19 protein-coding genes and 1 tRNA gene are annotated in these 24,830 nt (G+C 61.0%); 4 read left to right on the top strand and 16 right to left on the bottom strand.

The genetic code is table 11. The annotated features are described in order from the left end of the window. Positions 1 to 17: 17 nt before the first annotated feature. The 4 genes from IF199_RS04200 to ptsP are packed head-to-tail and all read right to left on the bottom strand — an operon-like array spanning position 18 to position 7,166. Positions 18 to 1,559 (bottom strand): alkaline phosphatase D family protein, encoded by a 1,542-nt coding sequence (locus IF199_RS04200; protein ID WP_192559761.1) that lies wholly within the window; start codon positions 1,557 to 1,559, stop codon positions 18 to 20. Positions 1,560 to 1,618: 59 nt separating this feature from the next. After that, positions 1,619 to 3,352: a PTS fructose-like transporter subunit IIB gene (locus IF199_RS04195; RefSeq protein ID WP_192559760.1), complete on the bottom strand. Its 1,734-nt coding sequence runs from the start codon at positions 3,350 to 3,352 to the stop codon at positions 1,619 to 1,621. A gap of 11 nt (positions 3,353 to 3,363) precedes the next feature. Then, positions 3,364 to 4,305: a 1-phosphofructokinase gene (pfkB, locus tag IF199_RS04190; protein ID WP_192559759.1), complete on the bottom strand. Its 942-nt coding sequence runs from the start codon at positions 4,303 to 4,305 to the stop codon at positions 3,364 to 3,366. Further along, positions 4,305 to 7,166: a phosphoenolpyruvate--protein phosphotransferase gene (gene ptsP, locus IF199_RS04185; RefSeq protein ID WP_192559758.1), complete on the bottom strand. Its 2,862-nt coding sequence runs from the start codon at positions 7,164 to 7,166 to the stop codon at positions 4,305 to 4,307. The genes pfkB and ptsP overlap by 1 nt, the downstream gene beginning before the upstream one ends. Before the next feature lie 306 nt (positions 7,167 to 7,472). Here ptsP and cra point away from each other — a divergent pair, with 306 nt between their 5' ends. Continuing rightward, a complete protein-coding gene (gene cra / locus IF199_RS04180; protein ID WP_192559757.1) occupies positions 7,473 to 8,468 on the top strand; it encodes a catabolite repressor/activator in 996 nt (331 codons plus the stop codon). 3 nt (positions 8,469 to 8,471) lie between these two features. After that, positions 8,472 to 9,248: a TatD family hydrolase gene (locus IF199_RS04175; protein ID WP_192559756.1), complete on the top strand. Its 777-nt coding sequence runs from the start codon at positions 8,472 to 8,474 to the stop codon at positions 9,246 to 9,248. On the opposite strand, the gene IF199_RS04170 is transcribed toward IF199_RS04175, so the two are convergent. From IF199_RS04170 to IF199_RS04150, 5 genes are all read right to left on the bottom strand, one after another. After that, the gene (locus IF199_RS04170) at positions 9,249 to 9,638 is read right to left on the bottom strand and encodes a hypothetical protein (protein ID WP_096818857.1); all 390 of its coding nucleotides are present in this window, start codon (positions 9,636 to 9,638) and stop codon (positions 9,249 to 9,251) included. A gap of 154 nt (positions 9,639 to 9,792) precedes the next feature. Then, positions 9,793 to 11,823 carry a methyl-accepting chemotaxis protein gene (locus IF199_RS04165; protein ID WP_192559755.1) on the bottom strand — a complete coding sequence of 677 codons (2,031 nt, stop codon included), beginning with the start codon at positions 11,821 to 11,823 and terminating at the stop codon, positions 9,793 to 9,795. Between the two features lie 179 nt (positions 11,824 to 12,002). Continuing rightward, positions 12,003 to 12,836 carry a regulatory signaling modulator protein AmpE gene (gene ampE / locus IF199_RS04160; RefSeq protein WP_096818853.1) on the bottom strand — a complete coding sequence of 278 codons (834 nt, stop codon included), beginning with the start codon at positions 12,834 to 12,836 and terminating at the stop codon, positions 12,003 to 12,005. Then, positions 12,833 to 13,393 carry a 1,6-anhydro-N-acetylmuramyl-L-alanine amidase AmpD gene (ampD, locus tag IF199_RS04155; RefSeq protein ID WP_096818851.1) on the bottom strand — a complete coding sequence of 187 codons (561 nt, stop codon included), beginning with the start codon at positions 13,391 to 13,393 and terminating at the stop codon, positions 12,833 to 12,835. Before ampD ends, ampE begins: the two co-directional genes overlap by 4 nt. 64 nt (positions 13,394 to 13,457) lie before the next feature. Beyond that, a complete protein-coding gene (locus tag IF199_RS04150; RefSeq protein WP_192559754.1) occupies positions 13,458 to 15,647 on the bottom strand; it encodes a DUF1631 domain-containing protein in 2,190 nt (729 codons plus the stop codon). Between the two features lie 255 nt (positions 15,648 to 15,902). Here IF199_RS04150 and nadC point away from each other — a divergent pair, with 255 nt between their 5' ends. Then, positions 15,903 to 16,751, top strand: coding sequence for a carboxylating nicotinate-nucleotide diphosphorylase (nadC, locus tag IF199_RS04145; RefSeq protein WP_085711842.1), 849 nt, complete (start codon positions 15,903 to 15,905; stop codon positions 16,749 to 16,751). A gap of 51 nt (positions 16,752 to 16,802) precedes the next feature. Here the strand turns inward: nadC and IF199_RS04140 are convergent, their stop codons facing one another. Then, a complete protein-coding gene (locus IF199_RS04140) occupies positions 16,803 to 17,108 on the bottom strand; it encodes a DUF6388 family protein (protein WP_096819324.1) in 306 nt (101 codons plus the stop codon). A 276-nt stretch (positions 17,109 to 17,384) separates the two neighbouring features. On the opposite strand from IF199_RS04140, the gene IF199_RS04135 reads away from it, so the two are divergent. Beyond that, positions 17,385 to 17,888 carry a hypothetical protein gene (locus tag IF199_RS04135; RefSeq protein ID WP_192559753.1) on the top strand — a complete coding sequence of 168 codons (504 nt, stop codon included), beginning with the start codon at positions 17,385 to 17,387 and terminating at the stop codon, positions 17,886 to 17,888. 6 nt (positions 17,889 to 17,894) lie between these two features. Here IF199_RS04135 and IF199_RS04130 read toward each other — a convergent pair. The 6 genes from IF199_RS04130 to infB form a co-directional block, all read right to left on the bottom strand. After that, positions 17,895 to 17,970 (bottom strand) — tRNA-Thr (locus tag IF199_RS04130). A gap of 129 nt (positions 17,971 to 18,099) precedes the next feature. Beyond that, a complete protein-coding gene (gene pnp, locus IF199_RS04125; protein WP_096818846.1) occupies positions 18,100 to 20,205 on the bottom strand; it encodes a polyribonucleotide nucleotidyltransferase in 2,106 nt (701 codons plus the stop codon). A 194-nt stretch (positions 20,206 to 20,399) separates the two neighbouring features. Beyond that, positions 20,400 to 20,669: a 30S ribosomal protein S15 gene (rpsO, locus tag IF199_RS04120; RefSeq protein ID WP_011332409.1), complete on the bottom strand. Its 270-nt coding sequence runs from the start codon at positions 20,667 to 20,669 to the stop codon at positions 20,400 to 20,402. Between the two features lie 141 nt (positions 20,670 to 20,810). Then, on the bottom strand, positions 20,811 to 21,728 hold the full coding sequence (gene truB / locus IF199_RS04115; protein WP_096818844.1) for a tRNA pseudouridine(55) synthase TruB: 918 nt from the start codon (positions 21,726 to 21,728) through the stop codon (positions 20,811 to 20,813). 4 nt (positions 21,729 to 21,732) lie between these two features. After that, complete coding sequence (gene rbfA / locus IF199_RS04110) at positions 21,733 to 22,134, bottom strand: 30S ribosome-binding factor RbfA (protein WP_096818842.1); 402 nt, start codon at positions 22,132 to 22,134, stop codon at positions 21,733 to 21,735. A 159-nt stretch (positions 22,135 to 22,293) separates the two neighbouring features. Further along, positions 22,294 to 24,813 carry a translation initiation factor IF-2 gene (gene infB, locus IF199_RS04105; protein ID WP_102619400.1) on the bottom strand — a complete coding sequence of 840 codons (2,520 nt, stop codon included), beginning with the start codon at positions 24,811 to 24,813 and terminating at the stop codon, positions 22,294 to 22,296. Between the last annotated feature and the right edge of the window lie 17 nt (positions 24,814 to 24,830).

Raw genomic sequence — 24,830 nt, 5'->3', positions numbered from 1 at the left:
CCACAGGTTCACTGCATTTAGACTGGCTGCAGCTTCTGCTCAAACACCGCCACCCCATCCAGATCCCGCAACACCACACTCAACTCCCCGCTCTGCCCCTCGATGTTCACCTCGCCAAAAAACTGAAACCCGGCAAACGGTGAAGCGTTTTGCGTCGGCGGTGCTTTCTGAAACACCACTTCCGGGCCGAAGGTCTTGTCCAGCGGATTGGGCCCGAAACTCCCGGCGTTCAGAGGCCCTGCGACAAACTCCCAGAACGGTTCGAAATCCTGGAACGCTGCGCGATCCGGGTGATAGTGATGCGCCGCACAGTAATGCACGTCCGCCGTCAGGAACACGAAATTGCGCACCTGCTGCGCCCGCAGAAAGCCCAGCAGTTCGGCGATTTCCAGTTCGCGTCCCTGAGCCGGGCCGGGGTCGCCGTTGGCCACCGCTTCCCAACGCGGCACGCCGGGGCTGACTTCACCATCGGGCACGCCAAGGCCGATCGGCATGTCGGCGGCGATGACTTTCCACTGGGCTTTCGACGACTTCAGCCCACGCTTGAGCCAGTTCAATTGCTCGCGCCCGAGGAACGGTTTTTCCGCCCCGAGATTGTCGTCGTTGGCGCCGCGATAACTGCGCATGTCGAGCACGAACACATCGAGCATCGGCCCGTAGCTCAGCTTGCGATAGATCCGCCCGCCACCGTCCGCTGCCTGACGGCGCATCGGCGAATATTCGAGCCAGGCCTGACGCGCACGGCCGACCAGGGTGTGGATATCTTTTTCCTGATAGCGCTCGTCGAGTTGTTTGCCCGGCGACCAGTTATTGACCACTTCATGGTCATCCCATTGCCAGATCTGCGGCACTTCGGCGTTGAAGCGGCGGATGTTTTCGTCCATCAGGTTGTAGCGGTAATTGCCGCGATAGTCGTCGAGGGTCTGGGCGACCTTGCTCTTGGCTTCTGTGGTGAGGTTGCGCCAGATCCGGCCACCCTCAGTGGTCAGTTGCGCCGGCACCGGGCCGTCGGCGTAGATCGTGTCGCCGCTGTGGATAAAGAAGTCCGGCAGGCGCATGCGCATGGATTCGTAGATGCGCATGCCACCGATATCGGGGTTGATGCCGAAGCCCTGGCCGACGGTGTCGCCGCTCCACACGAAGCGGATATTGCGCCGTGCGGTCGGTGCACTGCGCAGGTGGCCGAGCCACGGTTCGCTGGCAACACCCGTCTGGGCGTCCTTGAAATACACGCGGTAGAAAATCGCCTGATCGGCGGGCAATCCGGTGAGTTCGACGCGGGCGGTGAAATCGCTGCGCGCGTCGGCCAACGCGGAGATGACGCGTCGCGGATGGCGGAACTGACTGCGGGTGTCCCACTCCACCACCATCCGCGCCGGACGATCGCTGCGGCTCCAGATCATCGCCCGATCGCCCTGCAAGTCGCCGGACTGCACGCCGTCGGTGAGTTGCGGTCGATCCTTGACCGAGGCGATCACGGCCGGTGCCAGCCCTGGCATCAGCAAACCGGCGCCGACCACTTGCATCACGCGCCGGCGACCGAGGTTGAAATCGCTCATGCTGTTCTCCCTGAAAAAAGGAAAACTTAACCATCACCAGATGAAGCGGGTATGACACCTCAGGCGTTGGCGGGCTCCAGCGCCAGCTCGACGGCTTCCGACCGCTTGACCAACGCATACACCACCGCCGTCAGCAGGCTGCCCGCAACGATTGCCAGCAGATACAGCAACGCATGGTTGATCGCATTCGGGATCGCCAGCACAAACAGGCCACCGTGCGGCGCCATCAGCTTGCAGCCGAAGTACATCGACAGCGCACCGGTCAGCGCACCGCCGGCAATGCTCGCCGGGATCACCCGCAACGGGTCTTTCGCGGCAAACGGAATCGCCCCTTCGGAAATGAAGCACAAGCCCAGCACCAGCGCCGCTTTACCCGCCTCGCGCTCGGTCTGGGCGAACTTGCGTCGGGCGATGAACGTGGCGATGCCCAGACCGATCGGCGGCACCATGCCCGCGGCCATGGTCGCGGCCATCGGAGCATAACTCTGCGAGGCCAGCAGCCCCACCGAGAACGCATAGGCGGCCTTGTTGATCGGCCCGCCGAGGTCGACGCACATCATGCCGCCCAGCAGCACACCGAGCAGGATCGCGTTGGTGGTACCCATGCTGTCGAGGAAATGCGTCAGCGCCGCGAGCATCCCGGCCACCGGTTTGCCGACCACGTAAATCATCACCAGCCCGGTGATCAGACTGGCGAACAGCGGGATGATCAGAATCGGTTTCAGCGCTTCCAGACTCTGCGGCAACGCCACATAACGACTGATCAGCTTCGCCGCATAACCAGCGATGAAACCGGCGACGATCCCGCCGATGAATCCGGCGCCCAGGGTGCTCGCCAGCAAACCGCCGATCATCCCCGGCGCCAGACCCGGACGGTCAGCAATCGAGTAGGCGATGTAACCGGCCAGCAACGGCACCATCAATTTGAACGCGGTCTCGCCACCGATCTGCATCAGCGCCGCCGCCAGCGTGCCTTCTTCCTTGAACGCGGTGATGCCGAACACGAACGACAACGCGATCATCAAGCCGCCCGCCACCACCATTGGCAGCATGAACGACACACCGGTCAGCAGGTGTTTGTAGACGCCGGTTTTTTCTTGTTTGGCCGGGGCCTTGCCGTCGCTCGCGGCGCTTTCCTGCTTGCCTTCGGCCAGGGCCTTTTTCAGTGTGGCTTCGGATTGCTTCAACGCGATTCCGGTGCCACAGCGGTAGATTTTCTTGCCGGCGAAACGCTCGGTGGCGACTTCGATATCCGCCGCCAGCAGCACCACGTCGGCCTCGGCAATTGCCGTCGCGCTCAGTGGATTTCGCGCGCCGACCGAACCCTGGGTTTCCACTTGAAACTCATAGCCCAGGCGCTTGGCCGTCTGCTGCAAAGCTTCGGCAGCCATGAAGGTGTGGGCGACGCCGGTCGGGCACGCGGTGACAGCGACGATGCGAGGTGCGCGTTGCTCAGCGGCCGTCGGTGCAACTTCGCTGGCAACATGAATTTCGGCTTCTTCGGCACCGCGACGCAGCACCGCTTCGACATCCTGCAGCGCTTGCGCCGGGGCAATCCTGTAGACCCGTTTGCCGACGAATCGGGTCATGTCGACCGATCCGGTGGTCACCAGCAACACCCACTCCGCCGCCTCGATCGTCGCCGCCGACAATTCGCGTTCCGGATGCGCCGCATCCACCACTTCGACGCTGGTGCTCCAGCCCTGACGCTGGGCCGCAGCATCCAGCAACCGGGCGCACAGCACACTGGTGACCATGCCGTTCGGGCAGGCCGTGACAATGGCTAACTTCATGACAAACCCTCTTATTGTTCTGTCAGGGGACGCACGCGCACGCCCTGTTCGAGCTGCGTCAGTTGCGCAGCATCGTGAATACCGAATCCGATCTGGGTCACCGCCTGCGCCGCAATCGCCGTGGCCGTGCGCAGGGTTTGCTCCGGCGTATCGGCGCTGAGCAGACCGTGCAGCATGCCGGCCAGCAACGAATCGCCGGCACCGACCGTACTGGCGACGCTGACCTTCGGCGGCGTGGCGTGCAACGCCGAGCCGACACTGAACCAGTTCACACCCTCGGCACCGTGGGAAATCACCACATGCTCGATGCCTTGAGCGTGCAGCCGATTGGAGGCTTCGGCCTGAGACGCGTGCGACACCACTTCACAGCCCAGCGCATCCGCCAGCTCTTCGGTATTCGGTTTGATCAGCCACGGGCCAGCCTTGAGTGCCGTGCGCAACGCTTCGCCGCTGGTGTCCAGCGCGACTTTCAGGCCCAGGCCCTTCAGGCGCTCGATCAACTCACGCAACCACTTCGCACTGACCCCGCGCGGCAGACTGCCGGCGACCACCACCGCGTCATGCCCCGGTGCAATCTGCACCAGACGCTCCAGCAACGCCTGTTGCGCCACCACGCCGACCACCGGGCCCGGGCCGTTGATGTCGGTGATGCGTCCGTCCTGTTCCGCGACCTTGATGTTGCTGCGGGTCTCGCCCGGCACGCGGATGAAGGCGTCGACAAAACCACGCTTGGCGAACAGGGTTTCGAACGCCTGCAGATTGTCTTCGCCGAGAAAGCCGCTGACCGTCAGTTGATGACCGAGGTCGGCCAGCACTTGCGCGACGTTGACGCCCTTGCCGGCGGCGTGAGTGTGCATTTCGTCGCTGCGATTGACCTGACCGGCTTCCAGACGCGGCAACTGCACCGTGAGGTCCAGCGCCGGGTTGAGGGTCAGGGTGAGAATCTTGGCCATTACAGGGCCTCCACTAATGCGCGCACTTCGTTGGCGCTGCCCACGGCCAGGGCTTGTTGAGCAAGGGTTTGAGTCTGGGTCAGGCTGAGTTCGCGGATGCGCGCCTTGACCTCGGCGATGCTGCGCCCGGACACGCTCAGTTCATCCACACCGAGGCCGACCAGCACCGGCACCGCCAGCGGGTCCGCCGCCAGTTCGCCACAGACGCCGACCCATTTGCCGTGGGCATGGGCCGCGCGCACGGTGATGTCGATCAGTTGCAGCACCGCCGGGTGCAGGCCGTCAGCCTGGGCGGACAGGGTCGGATGACCGCGATCGATGGCCAGGGTGTATTGCGTCAGGTCGTTGGTGCCGACGCTGAAGAAATCGACTTCTTTGGCCAGCACTGGCGCCAGCAACGCGGCGGACGGCACTTCGATCATGATCCCCAGTTGCAGGTCGGCGACCGGGATTTCCAGGCGCAGCCGCTCGGTCATGTCGCGGGCCTGACGCCACTCGTCGACGCTGCCGACCATCGGGAACATGATCCGCAGCGGGCGGTTATCCGCCGAGCGCAGCAAGGCGCGCAACTGCGCTTCCATGATCTGCGGACGCTGCAAGGTCAGGCGAATGCCGCGTACGCCGAGGAACGGATTTTCTTCCTTGGCAATCGACCAATACGGCAACGGTTTATCGCCGCCGACGTCGAGAGTGCGTACCACCAGCGGCCGACCGGCGAGGCCGTCGAGGACGCGGCGGTATTCGGCTTCCTGAGTCGCCTCGTCCGGCGCCTGCGGGTGGGCCATGAAAATCAGCTCGGTGCGCAACAGACCGATGCCTTCGGCGCCCTGCTCCACCGCGCTGGTGACACCGGCGCTTTCGCCGATGTTGGCGAACACTTCCACGGCGTGGCCGTCGGTGGTGTGCGCCGGTTGATGGCGTTGTTCGGCGGCGGCCTTCAGGCGTTGTTCGCGGGTGTCGCGTTCTTCGCTGGCGCGTTGCAGGGTCGCGGCATCGGCATCCACATGCAGGCGACCGCGCTGGCCATCGAGCAGCAACGGCGTGCCCGGTTTCAGCAGCAATACCGCAGCGCCCGCACCGACCAGCGCCGGAATCCCCAGCGCGCGCGCCACGATGGCGCTGTGAGCGGTGGCGCCACCACGGGCGGTAAGAATCCCCGCGACCCGCGCCGGATCCAGACGCGCGACGTCGGACGGGCCGACCTCATCCATCACGAGAATGTACGGCTGCTCAGGCTCGGCGGGCGTCTGCACGCCGCACAGTTGCGCCAGCACTCGACGACCGATGTCGCGCAGGTCGGCGGCACGTTCGGCGAGCAAAGCGTCCTGCAACGCTTCCTGTTGTTTCGCGGCGGCCTCGATCACCGCCATCCAGGCTGCTTCGGCGCTTTCGCCTTGCTTGAGGCGGGTGTCGACTTCGTCGGTGAGCTCCGGGTCGTCGAGCATTTCCTGGTGGGTGATGAAAATCTCGCGGATTGCCTTGGCCTTGCTGCGCTCAATCAGGCCCTGGATGTCCTGACGCACGTCGGCCAGGGCATTTTTCAGACGCTCGCGCTCAATGGTGGCGGACTCACCGCGCAACGGGTAATCGATGGTTTGCTGGACCTGAATGTGCGCCGGGCCGATGGCAATGCCGGGGGCAGCAGGAATCGCTTGCAGCAGGCTGCCGGAGGTCGGGGCGCTCAAGACTTCGGCGATGTCGGCGATCACTTCACGTTGTTGGCTCACGGCCGGCAACGGTTCGACTTCTTCGCCGAGGCCTTCTTCGATGGCCGCCAGCAAGGCCGGCAAGGCGTCGGCGGCGATGCTCGGCTCGGCGATGATTTCCAGCACCTGGCCGCGACGGGCGCCGAGGCTCAGCAGTTTGCTCAGGCTTTTCACCGACACGGCGCTGTCCTGGCCGTCGACGATGCGGATGCGAATCTCACCGTCAAAACTCTTCGCCAGTTGCGCGAGGATCTTCGCCGGCCGCGCATGCAGGCCATGGGCGTTGGCCAGCGCAATTCGCGCACTTGGCCAGTCGGCCGGCAACTCGCCGCCGAGCACTTCGAGGACTTTGCGGCTGCTGGTGGCGCGGCCCAGTTCATGGCCACGACCTTCGATCAGCAACGCGCACAAACGCTCGAGCAACGCCTGATGCGCTTCGCCGAGGCTGGCCAGACAAAACAGACCGCTGAGCGGCTGACCGAGGTAACGCATCGGTTTGTCCGGAGTGACGAAGGCCAGGCCCGGACGCTTCACGGTCTGCTCGCTGTGCAGCCACCACAGGCCATCACCCAGCGGCAGCGCTTCGACTTGCTGCAGCACGCCGGCAAAACCGTTGCTCACACAATCGGCCTGACGCAGCAGACGTGCACCGCGCCAGACCAGTTCTTCGAAATCGTCGGCGGAGACCCCGAGGCCGATCATCTGCGCATCCAGCGCCAGTTCCTGTGGCGCGCCTTGCAACAGTTTCAGCAGCGCTTCGGGCGAACTGGCGCGGCGCAGGGCCTGGCCCAGATCGGTCTCGCCGAGGGCGCGGGTCAGCAATTGCAGCAGGCGCAGGTGTTCGTCGGATTTGGCGGCGATACCGATGGCCAGATAGACGATCTGGCCGTCGCCCCAATCCACGCCGTCGGGAAACTGCATCAGCCGCACGCCGGTGGCAAACACCTGATCGCGGGTTTCGGGCGTGCCATGCGGGATCGCAATGCCTTGGCCGAGAAAGGTCGAGCCCTGGGCTTCCCGCGCCTGCAAACCGGCAAGGTAACCGTCGGCGACCAGACCATCAGCCACCAGATGATCGGCCAGCAATTGCAGGGCAGCGGGTTTATCCACAGCCGATTGGCCCATGGATATCTGCTCTATAGTGAGCTCGAGCATGCGTTCTCCTTTTTGGCGTCAGGTGGCGCCAGGTATTGTTTTGAATGGTTCCAGCTTAGGCGCTTGTGCGCTTCCCTTTCAGGAGGCAGTTTTGGCGGTTTCACGGCAGCACCGGCCAAAGGCGTCTAAAACGTAGAAAATACGCTTGCTGAAACGTTTAATCTAGATTGATCGGCACGTTACTCGATAATGTCTCATCCTTGAAGTCCAACTTGTCGGATGCGCTGCGACAATGGTCGTCTGCCTGAATCGGGTAGGATTGGCGAAAATGTGGCGGCAAGCTCGAAAAAACAAGGAAATCCCGGGTTGAAACTCAGTGATATCGCGCGGTTGGCCGGAGTGTCCGTGACCACCGCCAGCTACGTCATCAACGGCAAGGCCGAACAGCAACGCATCAGCACCGCGACCGTCGAGCGGGTGCGGGCGGTGGTCGATCAGCACGGCTTTACCCCCAATCCCCAGGCGGCCGGGCTGCGCAGTCGGCACACCCGGACCCTGGGTTTCATCCTGCCGGACCTGGAAAACCCCAGTTACGCGCGGATCGCCAAGCTGCTGGAACAAGGCGCCCGGGCGCGGGGCTATCAGTTGCTGATCGCCAGTTCCGACGATGCGCCGGACAGCGAACGGCAACTGCTGCAACTGTTCCGCGCCCGGCGCTGCGATGCGTTGATCGTTGCCAGTTGCCTGCCGGCCGGTGATGACAGTTATCGCCAGTTGCAGGCCAAGGGTTTGCCGGTCATCGCCATCGACCGAGTGATGGACCCCGAGCACTTCTGCTCGGTGGTCAGTGACGACCGCGAGGCCAGCCTGCACCTCACCGAAAGCCTGCTCGACCCGCAACCGAAACAGATCGTGCTGCTGGGCGCCCGCCCGGAACTGAGCATCAGCCAGGAACGCGCCGCCGGCTTCAAACAGGCTCTCACGGGCTTCAAAGGCGAAGTGCTGATCGAGCACGCCGAGTCCTTCAGCCGCGAGTGCGGCAAGCAATTGATGGAAGAACTCCTGCAACGCCTCGGGCATTTGCCCGATGCACTGGTGACCACGTCCTACGTGCTGTTGCAGGGTGTGTTCGATGCGCTGCATGACTTCCCGCTCAAGAACCGCCCGCTGCGTCTTGGCACGTTTGGCGACACTCAGTTGCTGGACTTCCTGCCGCTGCCGGTCAACGCCATGGCCCAGCAGCACCAGTTGATCGCCGACAAGGCGCTGGCACTGGCGCTGGCGGCGGTCGAGCAAGCGGATTACCAGCCTGGCGTACAGGCCATCGCTCGTACCTTCAAGCAGCGTATTCATCGGGGCTGAGCCGTGGAGCTGATCGACAGCCACACCCACCTGGACTTTCCCGACTTCGACGCCGACCGTGCGGCGTTGCTGGCTGAAAGCCGTGCCCTCGGGGTGCGGCGGATGGTGGTGCTGGGGGTGTATGAGGGCAACTGGCAGCGGGTGTGGGATCTGGTGCAAAGCGATCCCGAGTTGTACGCGGCTTTCGGCTTGCACCCGGTCTATCTCGATCAGCATCGGCCAGAAGATTTGCTTGTACTGGGCGATTGGCTGACACGGCTGCACGGTCATCGGCAACTGTGCGCCGTCGGCGAAATAGGGCTGGATTACTTCATCGAAACCCTCGACCGCGAACGCCAGCAAGCGCTGTTCGACGCGCAACTGCAACTGGCGGCGGATTTCGAGTTACCCGCGCTGATCCACGTGCGGCGCAGTCATGCGGCAGTGATTGCCACGCTCAAGCGCTTCAAGCTCAAGCGCGGGGGCATCATCCATGCCTTCGCCGGCAGTCGTGAAGAAGCGCGGGAGTACATCAAGTTGGGGTTCAAACTCGGCCTCGGTGGCGCACCCACCTGGCCCCAGGCCTTGCGCATGCATCGGGTGCTGGCCGACTTGCCACTGGGTTCGGTGGTGCTGGAAACCGACTCACCGGACATGGCGCCCGCCATGTACCCCGGCGTGCGCAATACACCAGCGCATTTGCCGGCCATCTGCACGGCACTTGCCGGGTTGATGAACGTCACTGCAGAACAACTCGCCGAGGCCAGCACTGCCAACGGCTGCGAAGTGTTCGGCTGGTAGTCAGTCGTCGAGGGACCTGACGGCGTCGAGCGTCAGGGTCATGTGTTGGCGGTGGTGAACCAGGCGCATCAGTGCGAAGTACACGAAAATCACGATCAAAGAGGCATTCAACTGTTCCGTCACGTTGAGCAGCCCGATCCATTCCATCACCAGCGCCACCAGCAACGCGGTGCACACCGTCAACGATGCACTGAAGCGCAACCAGCCCAGCGAATCGAGGGATCTGAAGCGTCTGATCTGTTTCGGGCAGCGCAGCTCCAGGCTTTTCTGGCAGTGGGCACAGGTGAACGGTTCATTGATCGCAATGGCATTCAGTTGCCAGGGTTTGAGCAGCAGCGTGGTCTGACAATGGGCACAGCGGCCCTGGACTCCCAGGGTTGCAACAGACATGTGTGGCCTCCTCCAAACGGTCAGTTGATGTGATCTTGATCCATTGAAGACGAAAAATCAGAGCACGGAGGAAATCAGGAAATTGCTTACAAACGTAAGCAAAGAAGTACTACAAATTATTCCGACAAGCCTGCCTCCCGAGAGGCAGGCTCGTTCAGACCCGGAAGGCGCTGATCAACTGCTTCAACTCGACTACCTGCGCCGACAGGGCCCGACTCGCGTTTTCGGTCTGATAGGCACCTTCGGCCGTGCGCTCACCGGCGCGGTTGATCTCGACGATGTTCTGGTCGATGTCATGGGCGACAGCAGTCTGCTGCTCCACGGCAGCCGCGATCTGCTGGTTCTGATCGACGATCATGCCTACCGCACCGAGGATGTTTTCCAGTGCCTGCTGGACCTTTTCCGATTGCCCGACGGTGCCATTGGCCATCTGATGGCTGACGCCCATGGCCTTCACTGCTGCGCCGACCCCACCGTGAAGCCTGGCGATCATCTGCTCGATTTCTTCGGTCGATTGTTGAGTGCGTTTGGCCAGGGTCCGAACCTCGTCCGCCACCACCGCAAAACCTCGTCCCTGTTCCCCGGCCCGCGCCGCTTCGATCGCCGCGTTGAGAGCCAGCAGATTGGTCTGCTCGGCGATGCTCTTGATCACCTCCAGCACACGACTGATCGACTGGCTGTCACTGGCCAACTGATTGATCACCAGCACCGACTGATCGATCTCGCTGGCCAGTGCCGCGATGCTGCCCTGCTGCGACTCCACCAGGCCACGTCCACTGATGGTTTCGTCGTTGACGCTGTGGGCGCTGCTCACCGCAGCCGCCGCACTGCGGGCGACTTCCTGCGAGGTCGCTGACATTTGGTTCATGGCCGTGGCCACTTGTTCGATCTGGGTGCGCTGCCCGGCCACGGCCTGATTGCTTTGTGCCGAGACGTTTTCCACTTGCCCGGCCTGACGCTCGACTTCGCCGACGGTATGCCCGACCCGCTCGATCAGGTCGTGGATCTTGCGCACCGTGCCATTGAACACTTCACCCAGTTCGCCCAGTTCATCGCGACTATGGGCCACGAAATTGACCGTCATGTCCCCGGCCGCGACTTTGTCCATCATCGCGCCAAGGCGTTTGAGCGTGGTGCGGGTCGAGGCGTAGAAGCCGCCATAGAGATAGAAAATCAACACGAACACCACCGACAGCGCCACGGCCTGCAACACCATGTGCGTGCGGTTCTGCGCCAGACGCTGCTGCAATTGGGTATCGAGGAATTTCAGGGTGGCTTCGTTGAGCTGGTAAGTCCGGTCCATCAGTGCGGTGACCTGATCATAAAACGCCTGCCACGGCGCATCGAGGGTCTCGGCCACCACCACTTGCTCTTCGAATATTTCGCTGGCCTGTTTCAGCGAGGCCTTGCTGGCGTCGGCCACGGCACTCAGCGAATCCCGTGCGGCCTTGCTTGAGCCCAGCGCATCCTGCAATTTCAGCCCGTACTCGCCCTGAAGTTTTTCGATCTGTGCCAGCAGCTCATCGAACCGGGTACTGGAGGAACTGTTGAGAAACCCCTGCCCCAACGAGAAAGAGCCCACGGCCCGGCCTTCGCCGAGGGTCTGGGTGATGGCCGGCGTGATCGCTGTGACCAGCTCGCTGAGTTGGCGAATGTCACTCTGGGTGTCGCGGCTCAGACCGGCCTGGCTGGCGATGATCTGGCTGAAAATCTGTGCACTGCCGAGCAGCTTGCCGATCAGCGCACTTTTGCTTTGCAGGGAGTTTTCCGCTTGCTGGGCCTTGAACGCGGTAATCATCTCATCGCGCTTGGCATCGAAGACCTTGATCTGCTCCGGATCCTCGGTCATGGCCGTCAGCCCTTGCAGGCGCGCCAGTACGTTTTGCTCAAGGCCAGTGATTTGCGCTTCGACATTACCGGCCTTGCCCGACTGGCCGAGGGTGACGTTGATCTGCACCAGGTTGTTGAGGGTTTCCAGATCCCGACGCAGGGTCAGGCTGCTGCCCAGCAGGTCGAGGCTTTGCAACTCCACCCGGGTGCCCTGGAATTCGCGATAGGAATCGCGCACCAGATAGAAGTTGGTCACCAGCATCGGTACCAGGAACAGCACGCTGATCAGGCTGAACTTCATGCCGAAGCTCAAGCGGTTCATCAGCGAGACGGCGGGATAGAGCAAGCTCTTCACTGGAAGTCTCCCTTGGTTTTTTCTTGTTTTTATTGGCAGGCGCGGGGCGACAGCAGATAGCCACTATCGGGCGCTATCTCTGTATAGCTCAAATCGAAGGGAGGTTTTGTAACTTAAGGTTAACGAGGGGGATTGCCCCCCTCGCTACACGCATGGACTACAACAGGACGACAGAAGTGCTAGTGCAACACGGTCCACAGCGCAAATCCGGCATACCACAACACGGCGGCACGCAGCAGCAATTCCCACAGGCAATCGAGGGTGTTGATGCCTTCCGGGCCGACGGCGGCGGGCGGGATTTCCCCGGCAGCCAGACCGACCTTGTTGATCAATTGCGCGGCGCTGATGTTCCAGTTCAACAGTTCATGCAGCATGACCCGGCTGACCGCAACGAAGTTGCCGACCAGGGCGAAACTCGCCGCCAGCAAGCGCACCGGCACCCAGTCGAACGCGTGCCGCAGTTGCCCTGCCCGCTCGGCCAGTGCCGGGTTCTGCGCGTTTTCTTCAGCCAGCGCCAGCAGGCGATAGCTCAGCGCGGCAACCGGACCGAGCAGGAAGTACCAGAAAATCACTGCAAAGAAGCTCTGATAGGCCTGCCACAACAGATGGCGCTGCACTTGCTCCAGCAATTGCTCGCCACTTTCGGCACAGATATCCAGATCGCGTTTGGCCACATGGGCGGCGGCCTGCAAGTCTTCCCGGCGCCAGGCATCGCGGAACGGGCCCAGACCGCCGAGCAGATCGCCGCGACCCAGACTGTAAATCACCACCAGCAGATGCACCGGCAGGGCCAGCAAGCCGTAGGCGACCGGATCCAGCACCACCAGCAGTAACCCCAGCAACGCCACCGGCAGGAGCACCAGAATGACCAGCACCAGCCACGGCCGCTTTGCCAATTGGCCACTTTCAAGCTTGTGCAGTTCGCGGATCCATCCGCCATCGCGTTGAACCCGATGGCGCAGGGCCGAGAACTTCTCGATCCAGACCGCCAGCAGTAACACCAGAAAACTCATTGTCCTTCCTCTTGTGCCAGGGCGGCGCGGTAGCGTGCCCAGTCGAATGCGGGTCCAGGGTCGGTCTTGCGTCCGGGTGCGATATCGCTGTGCCCGCAGATACGTTCGACAGTGATCGCCGGAAACGCTTTTTGCAAATGGCGGGTCAGCACGATCAACGCCTGATACTGCGCATCGGTGAACGGCAGATCATCGGTACCTTCGAGTTCGATGCCCACAGAAAAATCGTTACAGGTTTCCCGCCCTTCGAACACCGAAACGCCGGCATGCCAGGCACGCTCAAGACAGGAGACAAACTGGGTGACCTTGCCGTCACGTTCGATCAGGAAATGCGCGGAGACGCGCAGGTCGGCGATCCCCGCAAAATAGGGATGCTCCGTGACATCCAGACGATTCTGGAAAAATTCCTGCACCTTGCCGGTGGCGAACTGCGCCGGCGGCAGGCTGATGTTGTGGATGACCAACAGGGACACTTCGCCCGCCGGGCGTTCATTGAAGTTGGGTGACGGGCAGACCTGCACCCCGTGACACCACCCGCTTGCGGGATCCAACTGCATACCGATTCCTTCAACGCCGACTGTGTTGGCGCCCAGTATGCCGTGATCGGCCCCTGGCGCGCGATCACTTGCCGCGATTGAGCCGCCGCAAGTTACCGAGCACCGACTCCAGCGCGCGGTCGAACAACAAGGTGTCATCCAGCGCCCGCACCGTCCCGCGACGGAACTCCATGGCCAGGGCGATGCGATTGCGCTCCTGCACTTTCATCCCGGTGCGGTCGACAAACACATACTTGCCGGTCGCCTCGATAATTGCCGCCAGTTTGCAGCGCAAGGTGTGTTCTTCATCTTCTTCGAACGCCACCCAACTGCCCAGACGCAATTGATCGACCTGGCGCAGGCTCGCCTCATCGGCCGGCAAACGCCCCGCGCCCAAGGTCAGATTGCCTTCGTCGGCGGTCTGCAGAACGATGGCCTGTGACACCTGGATCATCGGCGGCGATTCAACCTGATCCGGCTCGACGGAGGGCTGCAGCAAACGAACGTGCAATGCTTCCAGCGCACTGAAAAACTCGCTGGTGGCAAACGGGTCGAAGGCAGAACTGCTCAGCCCGTCACGCAGCGACTTGAGCAAGCCCGGCACCAGCGACAGCAAGCGCAAGCCTGACTCGGCATCCTCGTGACGCTGCACACTCCAGATCAACTGCTCCATGGTCTGCACGTCGGCTTGCCATTCGGCGGACTGATCGCCGTGCTTGAGGCACGTCAGCAGCAACACCTTGCCCCAGGCCGTCTGGACGAAGGTCACCACCGACGGTGGCAGGACTTTGCCCAGCATCGCCTGGTTCAATGCCTGTTCGACACGCAGGCGGGCCAGTTCGGTTTTCGCGCGGCCCTCTTCGGCATCGCGCAGACGCTGTTCAAGCAATTCACTGCGGCGACGCTCGTCGCTGGTGAAGGTGAGAAAATCCGCCAGCAGCTCGGAGAAAATCGCCGGGTCATCGACGAAGTCCGTCAGCAGACGCTGCACCACTTGTTCGATGCGCAGATAGAGGCTGTCACGTGCATCGCCGTCGCACTCGCCCCAGCCCATGGCCGCTTCGGCGATTTCGTTGAGCAGGCGTCGCGCCGGGTGGCTGCTGCGGCTGAAAAAGCTCTTGTCGATCACCGCGACTTTCAACATCGGAATCTGCAACCGGGCGATCAGCGCCTTGAGCGAATCCGGCAGGTTGCGGTCATCCAGAATGCAGTCGAAAACCATGGCAACCAGGTTGATCACATCCTCGTCGGCGCCACCGACGATCCGTGATTTACCGCTTTTCACGCTGACCCGGGTCAGCAATTGCTCTAGCTGATTGCGCAGATCGAAGTCTTCCTGCCCCGCCAGCGCCGGCACGTACTGCTGTAAATGCGAGAGCAGGCGCAACAGGTCGCGGGTGGAAATCGGCTGAGTCGCCGCGCTTGGCTCAAGGGTCGGCGCGACGCTGCCGCGCACGTGCATCAACAGTTCCTGGAGTGCGGCGAAAACCTCCTGCACACCCGCGTCCGCCGGGGATTGATCGAGATCGTCGAATTCGCTGTGTGCACTGGCCGAAGCATGATCCCTGGCGCGACGGGCCGGTGCCGGTTTCAGCTCGGGCAACACGCCTGTAGCGACCAACAGTTGATTGGCCTCCGCGAAGAGCTGGTCGGTATCGGCCAACACGTAGTGCTCGAACAGTTTGAGCAGGATCAGTTTGACCTTGATCTCCACGCCCAGATTGCGCCCGGCCTGCAGGAAGTACTCACACAGCATCGCCGGGCCCAGCGGGTTGTGTTGATCATCGAGGGATTTGCCCAGCAGCGCGCTGAGCCGCGCGGTCAATTGATCGAGGGCGAAACCGTCGCGATTCAGCACACGGCCAACCATGGTCTCGATCGCTACGCTGCGCTCCATGTCGTCGGTGCGCGCCGTGGTGTCTTCGTACTGCAATGCATGAGACACGACATTCTGGGCGGGATCATATTGAGTGAGGCCGACAAAGGCCTCGAAGAATTGCTCGAGAAAGCCACGCTCGATGTTCTTGCGCTTGAGGCGCAGGTCGCGCATGGCTTCGAAAAAGATGTTCTGTTCGACGTCGTTGCGCGCCCGGTCGGCCATTTCGAACAGCGTGTCGTCGGCGTTATCGAACAGCTCCTGCAAACCGTTGCGCAGGCGCTGTGCAGCCTTGTCGCGAACCTGAAGCAGAATCACAGGCAGGCGGGCGAGCGGCGAGTGAGTCGCCTGATCGGTAGCAGCCTTGTGCAAAGGCACTACATTCCCGTCGTTGTGCATCCAAGCCTCCTGAAACGGTGATTTGCCGACGTCAAAGCTATGGCGTCAAATGCAAGGCGGATTATCTTGCAAAAGTTGCATCCGGCGCCAGAGGCGTCAGGGTTTCCCCTAGACGCCGACGCCTTCAAGTGACCACCCGGGAATCGGGTTTGCTCAAAGAAATTCGACCGGATGCAAGCCAACGGGGAGGTTCTCGCCTTGGGTTGGTCGATGCCATGCCCCTATAATCGGGCCACTTAGTTTGTGGAGCCCGTTATGCCGAATCTACGTCTCGCCGATTTGACCGCCGAAATCGAAGCCAACGTGCGCCGTGCGTTGCTCGAAGACATCGGCAGCGGCGACATCACTGCGCAACTGATCCCGGCCGAACGCCTGGCCAAAGCCACCATCATCACTCGTGACGCTGCCGTGATCTGCGGCACAGCCTGGGTCGACACGGTGTTCCGTCAGCTCGATCCTCGGGTGGCGGTGCACTGGCAGGTACGCGATGGCGAACGGGTTTCGCCGAACCAGCCGTTGTTTCACCTGGAAGGCCCGGCCCGTTCGCTGTTGACCGGCGAACGCAGCGCCCTGAATTTTCTGCAGTTGCTGTCCGGCGTGGCCACCCGCGCGCAATACCTTGCGGACTTCGTCGCAGAAACCGACGTGAAACTGCTCGACACCCGCAAGACCCTGCCGGGCCTGCGTCTGGCGCAGAAGTACGCGGTCACCTGCGGCGGTTGCCATAACCATCGCATCGGCCTGTACGACGCGTTCCTGATCAAGGAAAACCACATCGCCGCCAGCGGCGGAATCCCGCAGGCCATTGCCGCCGCGCACAAGATCGCGCCGGGCAAACCAGTGGAAATCGAAGTGGAAAGCCTGGATGAACTGAAGGAAGCGCTGGCGGCCGGCGCCGACATCATCATGCTCGACGAACTGAGCCTCGATGACATGCGCGAAGCCGTGCGCCTGAACGGCGGCAAGGCGAAACTGGAGGCCAGTGGCGGCATCAACGAAAGCACGTTGCTGCCGATTGCACAGACCGGGGTGGATTACATCTCGATCGGTGCGATGACCAAGGATGTGAAGGCCGTAGACCTGTCGATGCGACTCAGCCTCTGAATCGAGCGCGCAATAAAAAACGCCAGCCCTTTCGAGGCTGGCGTTTTTGTTTCAGACCACCAGATTGTTCATCTCGCAGTATTCTTCCCACTCGACGCCCAACACTTCAGCCGCCTCCTTGTGCAGCTCCAGGCGCTTGGCCTCGAACTCTTCAGGGGTGCTGGTGTATTTGAGCGTCAGTTCCCACGGCTGCAATCCCTGGGCTTCGGCTTCGTCTTCGAACGCCCATTGGATCTGATCTTTCTGCTCATCGGGACTCAGATCCTTGATCTCGTCCATCAGCTCCGACGCATCAAGTTTGTACTTTTCCAGCGCCTGTTCGTGCCTTTGCTCTTGGGTCAATTCTTTCACAGTCATGTCGTTCTCGCTGATCATGGGAATGGAAGATGGATCTGGATCATCAAGGATCTCTCTGACGCGGATTGTCCGGCCTTCGGAACCATTCGGGATCATCTGAAAACTGCTGGGCGATGCTCATGCAGACAACGAATATAGGACGTTTGGCGAGCGAATTACACGGGTCTTTACATCTCTCCCAAAAAAAGTTGACCTGGGGAACATAAACCGGAATTCCAAGTCATAGCGATGTGCCATGTCGGCACTTACCTTCGCTGTTCACAAGGAAACCCAGTGATGCGCAGCTTTTCGAAGATTGCTTCTGTTGTGTCCGCCACCGCTCTGACCGCCCTGCTGGGCACCCTGGCCCTGCCGGCCAGCGCAATGGCAGTTGAACTGAGTAGCAGCAGCCCTTCCTATGGCGACCAGATCTCCGCCATTCACAACGATTTCGGCAAAGACGTAGTGATCAAGAGCGGCATCGGTGTCGAGGAACTGAAAAAGATGCGCGACACCGTCAACGACCAGTCGCGTCAGATCGAAGAGTTCAAGCGCAGCAGCGGTTCCAGCTCAAGCTCCAGCGGCAGAGAAATCGACGATCTGAAGAACAAGGTCAAGGAACAGGACCGTCAGCTCGATACGCTGAGCCGTCAGGTCGAGGACCTCAAGCGCAACAGCGGCTCCAGCTCCAGTTCGAGCAACAGCGAAATCTCCAGCCTCAAACAGAAGCTCAACGACCAGGATCGCGCGATGGATCAGCTCAAACGTACCGTCGAGGAGTTGAGCCGCAAGGTGAAATAAGAGAAGTGGTGCCCGAGACAGGAATCGAACCTGCGACCTTCGCGTTACGAGTGCGCTGCTCTACCGGCTGAGCTACACGGGCGGTGGGCTAAACCTAGCACTGGTCTTGAAGGTCGGCAACTTCGCCGAATGTCTCGATATTTCGCAGGCAAAAAAATGCCCCGCCGTTTTCACGGCGGGGCATTTTTATTGCGTTAAAGCGACGGGGTGATTAAACGCCCGAAGCCTTGGCCGCTGCCACGTCTTTGATGGACAGTTTGATACGGCCGCGGTTGTCCACGTCCAGTACCAGTACTTCCACTTCCTGGCCTTCTTTCAGGATGTCGGTCACTTTCTCTACGCGAGCGTCGCTCAGCATCGAGATGTGAACCAGACCATCCTTGCCTGGCAGGATGTTGACGAATGCGCCGAAGTCGACGATGCGCTCAACCTTGCCGACGTAGATCTTGCCGATCTCGGCTTCTGCGGTGATACCCAGAACGCGCTGACGTGCAGCTTCAGCCGCTTCCTTGGTTTCGCCGAAGATCTTGATCGAACCGTCGTCTTCGATGTCGATCGAAGCCTTGGTTTCTTCGCAGATCGCACGGATGGTCGCGCCACCTTTACCGATAACGTCACGGATCTTGTCGGTGTCGATCTTCATCGCGATCATGGTCGGAGCATTGGCCGACAGCTCGGTACGCGACTGGCCGATGATCTGGTTCATCTGGCCGAGGATGTTCAGGCGCGCTTCCAGGGCTTGGCCCAGAGCGATTTCCATGATCTCTTCGGTGATGCCCTTGATCTTGATGTCCATCTGCAGCGCGGTGACGCCTTTGGCGGTACCGGCTACTTTGAAGTCCATGTCGCCCAGGTGGTCTTCGTCACCCAGGATGTCGGTCAGAACAGCGAATTTCTCGCCTTCTTTAACCAGACCCATGGCGATACCGGCAACCGGTGCCTTCATCGGAACACCAGCGTCCATCAGGGCCAGGGAAGCGCCGCAAACGGAAGCCATCGAGCTCGAACCGTTGGATTCGGTGATTTCCGAAACCACACGGATGGTGTACGGGAACACGTCAGCGGCAGGCAGCATCGCCGAAACCGAACGACGGGCCAGACGGCCGTGACCGATTTCACGACGACCGGCGCCACCCATGCGACCACACTCGCCCACCGAGAACGGAGGGAAGTTGTAGTGCAGCATGAACGGGTCTTTTTTCTCGCCTTCCAGGGTGTCCAGCAACTGTGCGTCACGGGCGGTGCCCAGCGTCGCGACTACCAGAGCCTGGGTTTCGCCACGGGTGAACAGCGCCGAACCGTGGGTCTTCGGCAGAACGCCGACTTCGATGTTCAGCGGACGCACGGTGCGGGTGTCGCGACCGTCGATACGTGGCTTGCCGTTTACGATGTTTTCGCGAACGGTGCGGTATTCGATTTCGCCGAAAGCGGCTTTGACGTCGGAAGCCGAAGGCTGGCCTTCTTCACCGGACAGCTTGGCAACAACCTGATCCTTCAACTCACCCAGGCGAGCGTAACGGTCGGCCTTGATGGTGATGGTGTAAGCCTGGGAGATCGCTTCGCCGAACTCGGCACGGATAGCGCCCAGCAGTTCGGTGGCTTCTGGAGCAGGTGCCCAGGTCCAGGTTGGCTTGGCGGCTTCAGCGGCCAGTTCTTTGACTGCGTTGATCACAACCTGGAACTCGTCGTGAGCGAACAGTACCGCGCCCAGCATCTGGTCTTCGGTCAGCTCTTTGGCTTCCGATTCAACCATCAGCACGGCGTCCGAAGTACCGGCAACGACCATGTCCAGGCTCGAAGCAGCTTGCTGCTCGTAAGTCGGGTTCAGCAGGTAGCCGGTGCTTTCGTGGAAGGCAACGCGAGCGGCGCCGATCGGACCGTCGAACGGAATGCCCGAGATCGCCAGGGCAGCCGAGGTACCGATCATCGCAGCGATGTCCGGATCGGTCTTCTTGCTGGTGGAAACGACGGTGCAGACAACCTGCACTTCGTTCATGAAACCTTCTGGGAACAGCGGACGGATCGGACGGTCGATCAGTCGGGAAGTCAGGGTTTCTTTCTCGGAAGGACGGCCTTCACGCTTGAAGAAACCGCCAGGGATCTTACCGGCAGCGTAAGTCTTTTCCTGGTAGTGAACGGACAGAGGGAAGAAACCCTTGCCCGGATCGGCTTGTTTTGCACCGACTACAGTCACCAATACGCTGACGTCGTCGTCAACGGTGACCAATACTGCGCCGGAGGCCTGACGGGCGATACGGCCAGTCTCGAGGGTAACGGTCGACTGACCGAACTGGAATTTTTTGATTACCGGGTTCACGGTGTCCTACCTTCTTTGTGGCTCTTGGGGGAACTGGTTTCTTGCGAAATTCTTGGGCAATGCCGGGAATCGGCCCGACGTCTGTCCGGGGTAAAACGTGTATCCAGATAAAACTTGAGGCTGGGAGCCTGCCATGCGCCAGCGGGAATCCCACTGACGCACGACAGACAACCAACCTCTAGCGCAATCGCTGATTAGCGACGCAGACCCAGGCGAGCGATCAGAGCGCTGTAACGGCTCACGTCCTTGCCTTTCAGGTAGTCCAGCAGCTTGCGACGCTGGTTTACCATGCGGATCAGACCACGACGGGAGTGGTGGTCTTTACCGTTGGCCTTGAAGTGACCTTGCAGTTTGTTGATGTTGGCGGTCAGCAGTGCAACTTGCACTTCTGGCGAACCAGTGTCACCAACAGCTTGCTGGTAGTCAGCTACGATTTGAGCTTTTTCTTGAACGTCGAGAGCCATGAGGCAATCCTTTTATCAGGAAACTGTTTCAAAAACAGTTTCAACAGGCCAGGGACAAATCCCTGTATCTATAAATGAGTAGTGACCGTGCCTGTTAACAGCCACACTCGCCAGCCTGCTGTTACACAGGCTGGTTTCCGGTCATTCTGACCGAATCAGTCGACGCGGCGCGATACGCCCGTCTTCGCTCACTTCACCGATACCGATGAAGCGACCGTTGTGATCCTGTACCCGCACCATGCCGAACTTCGGAGCATCCGGAGCACGTACCGGCTGGCCGTTGAGCCAGTAGAACGCACTGTGTTCCGAGAAGTGCAGCAGTGGCCAATCCTGCAGGCCGCTGTCCGATGGCATCAGGAAGCGGTCGACCGCTTCGTTGCCGCCTTCGGCATGTACCGCTTCAAGCTCTTCGAGGGTCACGGTCTGCGCCAGGGTGAAAGGCCCGGCCTGGGTACGGCGCAATTCAGCGACGTACGCACCACAACCGAGTTGCTCACCGATATCCTCCACCAGGGTACGAATATAGGTGCCCTTGCTGCAATCCACCGCAAGACGCGCAGTATCACCTTCGAAGGCCAGCAATTCCAAGCGCGCAATAGTAACAGAACGCGGTTCACGCTCCACTACTTCGCCTGCACGGGCCAACTTGTACAGCGGCTGGCCATCACGCTTGAGGGCCGAGTACATCGGCGGTATCTGACTGATTTGCCCGCGAAATTTCGGCAGGACCGCCTCAATGTCGGCCTGACCAACGGTCACCGGACGCTCCTGCAAAACCTCGCCTTCGGCGTCTGCCGTGGTGGTGGTCTTGCCCAGTTGCGCCAGGGTTTCGTAACCCTTGTCGGAATCGAGCAGGTATTGCGAGAACTTGGTCGCCTCGCCAAAGCACAACGGCAGCACGCCGGTGGCCAGTGGGTCGAGACTGCCGGTGTGCCCGGCCTTCTCGGCATTGAGCAGCCAGCGAACCTTCTGCAACGCGGCGTTGGAGGTGAACCCCAGCGGCTTGTCGAGCAGGATGATGCCGCTGACGTTACGACGGATACGTTTGACCTGAGCCACCGAGTTACTCCTTGGTGTCTTCGGGTTCTGCCGCAACCACGTGCTGATTGTCCTCAGCCACGGCGCGCTCGATCAGGGCCGACAGGTGCGCGCCACGCACGACGCTTTCGTCGTAGTGGAAGTGCAATTGCGGCACGCTGCGCAGCTTCATCTCACGGGCCAACTGCATGCGCAGGAAACCGGCGGCAGCATTGAGCACCTTGATGCTTTGCGCGATGTCTTCAGCGTTGTCCTGCCCCATCACGGTGATGAAAATCTTGGCGTGACCGACGTCACGGCTGACTTCAACAGCGGTAATGGTGACCAGGCCGACGCGCGGGTCTTTGACTTCACGACGGATCAGTTGGGCCAGCTCACGCTGCATCTGATCGCCGATACGTTGGGTACGGCTGTATTCTTTTGCCATGATTTGTTACCTGTTACTGCCCCGCGGTGAAACCCGCAAGGTCTGAAAGCGGCAAACGCCCGGCCTGACAAAAGCCAGACCGGGCGTTGCGTTTAGAGTCCTGACGCCGTGCCGCGCATGTTCATGCGACGGCCCGACGTGGCCCTTGAAGTGCGCGAGTCAGAGGCTGCGAGCAACCTGAACCTTCTCGAAGACTTCGATCTTGTCACCGACTTTGACGTCGTTGTAGCTCTTCACGCCGATACCGCATTCCATGCCGGCACGTACTTCGGAAGCGTCATCCTTGAAGCGGCGCAGGGATTCCAGCTCGCCTTCGAAGATCACGATGTCTTCACGCAGTACGCGGATCGGACGGTTACGGTGAACAGTACCCTCGATCACCATGCAGCCGGCGATAGCGCCGAACTTAGGCGAACGGAACACGTCACGTACTTCGGCCACACCGAGGATGTTCTCGCGAACATCGCTGCCAAGCATACCGGTCAGGGCTTTCTTGACGTCTTCGATGATGTCGTAGATTACGTTGTAGTAACGCATATCCAGACCTTCCTGCTCGACGATCTTCCGTGCGCCGGCATCGGCACGCACGTTGAAGCCGAACAGTACAGCGTTGGAAGCCAGTGCCAGGTTGGCGTCGGATTCGGTGATACCACCGACACCGCCACCGACCACGCGCACTTGCACTTCGTCGTTGCCCAGGCCGTTCAGAGCGCCCTGCAATGCTTCCAGCGAACCACGGACGTCGGATTTGAGGACGATGTTGAGCGTCTTCTTCTCTTCCTGACCCATGCTTTCGAAGATATTTTCCAGCTTGCCGGCGTGAGCGCGAGCCAGTTTGACTTCGCGGAACTTGCCTTGACGGAACAGAGCCACTTCACGGGCCTTCTTCTCGTCGGCAACCACGCTCATCTCGTCGCCAGCATCAGGCGTACCGTCCAGACCGAGGATCTCGACCGGAATGGCCGGACCTGCTTCCTTGATCGGCTTGCCGTTCTCGTCGAGCATGGCGCGCACGCGGCCGTAGTTCGAGCCGACCAGCACCATGTCGCCTTGACGCAGAGTACCGTCCTGAACCAGAACAGTCGCCACCGGGCCACGGCCCTTGTCCAGACGCGATTCAACCACGACACCACGGCCAGGAGCCGATGGGGTTGCAGTCAGTTCGAGAACTTCGGCTTGCAGCAATACAGCTTCAAGCAGTTCGTCGACGCCGGTACCCATCTTCGCGGAGACCGGAACGAATGGAGTGTCACCACCCCACTCTTCGGAGGTCACGCCGTGGGCCGACAGTTCGCTACGGATGCGATCGAGATCAGCGCCCGGCTTGTCGATCTTGTTCACCGCAACCACCAGCGGAACACCAGCAGCAACAGCGTGCTGAACGGCTTCGATGGTTTGTGGCATCACGCCGTCGTCCGCCGCAACCACCAGGATCACGATGTCGGTCGCCTTGGCACCACGGGCACGCATTGCGGTAAACGCGGCGTGACCAGGGGTGTCGAGGAACGTCACCATGCCACGGTCGGTTTCAACGTGGTACGCACCGATGTGCTGGGTGATGCCGCCGGCTTCGCCTGCAGCTACCTTGGCACGACGGATGTAGTCGAGCAGGGAAGTCTTACCGTGGTCAACGTGGCCCATTACGGTCACGACTGGAGCACGGGAAACGGCTTCACCTTCAAACTTCAGGGACTCGGCCAGGGAATCTTCCAGGGCGGTGTCGCTGACCAGGGTCACTTTGTGGCCCAGTTCTTCGGCTACCAGCTGAGCAGTTTCCTGATCAAGCACCTGGTTGATGGTCGCTGGAGTACCCAGTTTGAACATGAACTTGATGATTTCAGCAGCCTTCACCGACATCTGTTGAGCGAGATCGCCAACAGTGATGGTTTCGCCGATCTTCACTTCACGCACGACAGGACCGGTAGGGTTCTGGAAACCGTGGGCGTTGCGTTTCTTCAACTTGGCCTTGCCGCGACCGCCGCGACGGAAGCCATCGCTTTCTTCATCGGTAGTGCGTGGCGCCACACGTGGAGCCGGTGCCTTTTCCTTGACCGAAGCGCGATGCGGAGCGTTTTTGCGCTCGCCATCGCCACTGCCGCGACGGTTGTTGTCGTCGGCACGTGGTTTGTCCGGACGGCGCTGTTCGTCGCGCTTGCGAGCGTCGGCAGCTGGCGCTGCAGCCACAACCGGCGCAGCTTCGCGCACAGGTTCAGCGGCTGGCGCAGGTGCTGCAACAGGCTCGGAAGTGGCGGTCGATGCAGCAGCAGGCTGGCGACGCGCTTCTTCTTCGGCGCGAACACGGGCTTCTTCTTCAGCCTTTTGACGGGCAGCATTTTCTACTGCGCGACGCTCATCCAGTTCACGCTTGCGCTCGGCTTCGATTTCTTCCGGGCTACGCTGTACGAAAACTTTCTTCTTGCGGACTTCAACGCTGATGCTTTTGCTGCCAGCCACACGCAGGGTGCTGGTGGTTTTACGCTGCAGCGTGATCTTGCGTGGTTCTTCCACTTTCGCCTTGTGGCTGCTCTTCAAGTGAGTCAGCAGGGATTGCTTCTCACTGTCAGTCACATGTTCTTCGGCGGCGGTGTGCGGCAGACCTGCCTCACGCATCTGCTGCAACAGGCGCTCTACCGGTGTTTTGACCTCATCGGCCAGTTGTTTCACCGTGACTTGCGTCATGCATTTCTCTCCTCAGG

Origin of the sequence: Pseudomonas allokribbensis, from assembly GCF_014863605.1 — a bacterium.
GTDB lineage: Bacteria > Pseudomonadota > Gammaproteobacteria > Pseudomonadales > Pseudomonadaceae > Aquipseudomonas > Aquipseudomonas allokribbensis.
The sequence above is the reverse complement of the archived record's forward strand: the minus strand, read 5'-3'. Positions and strand labels throughout refer to the sequence as shown.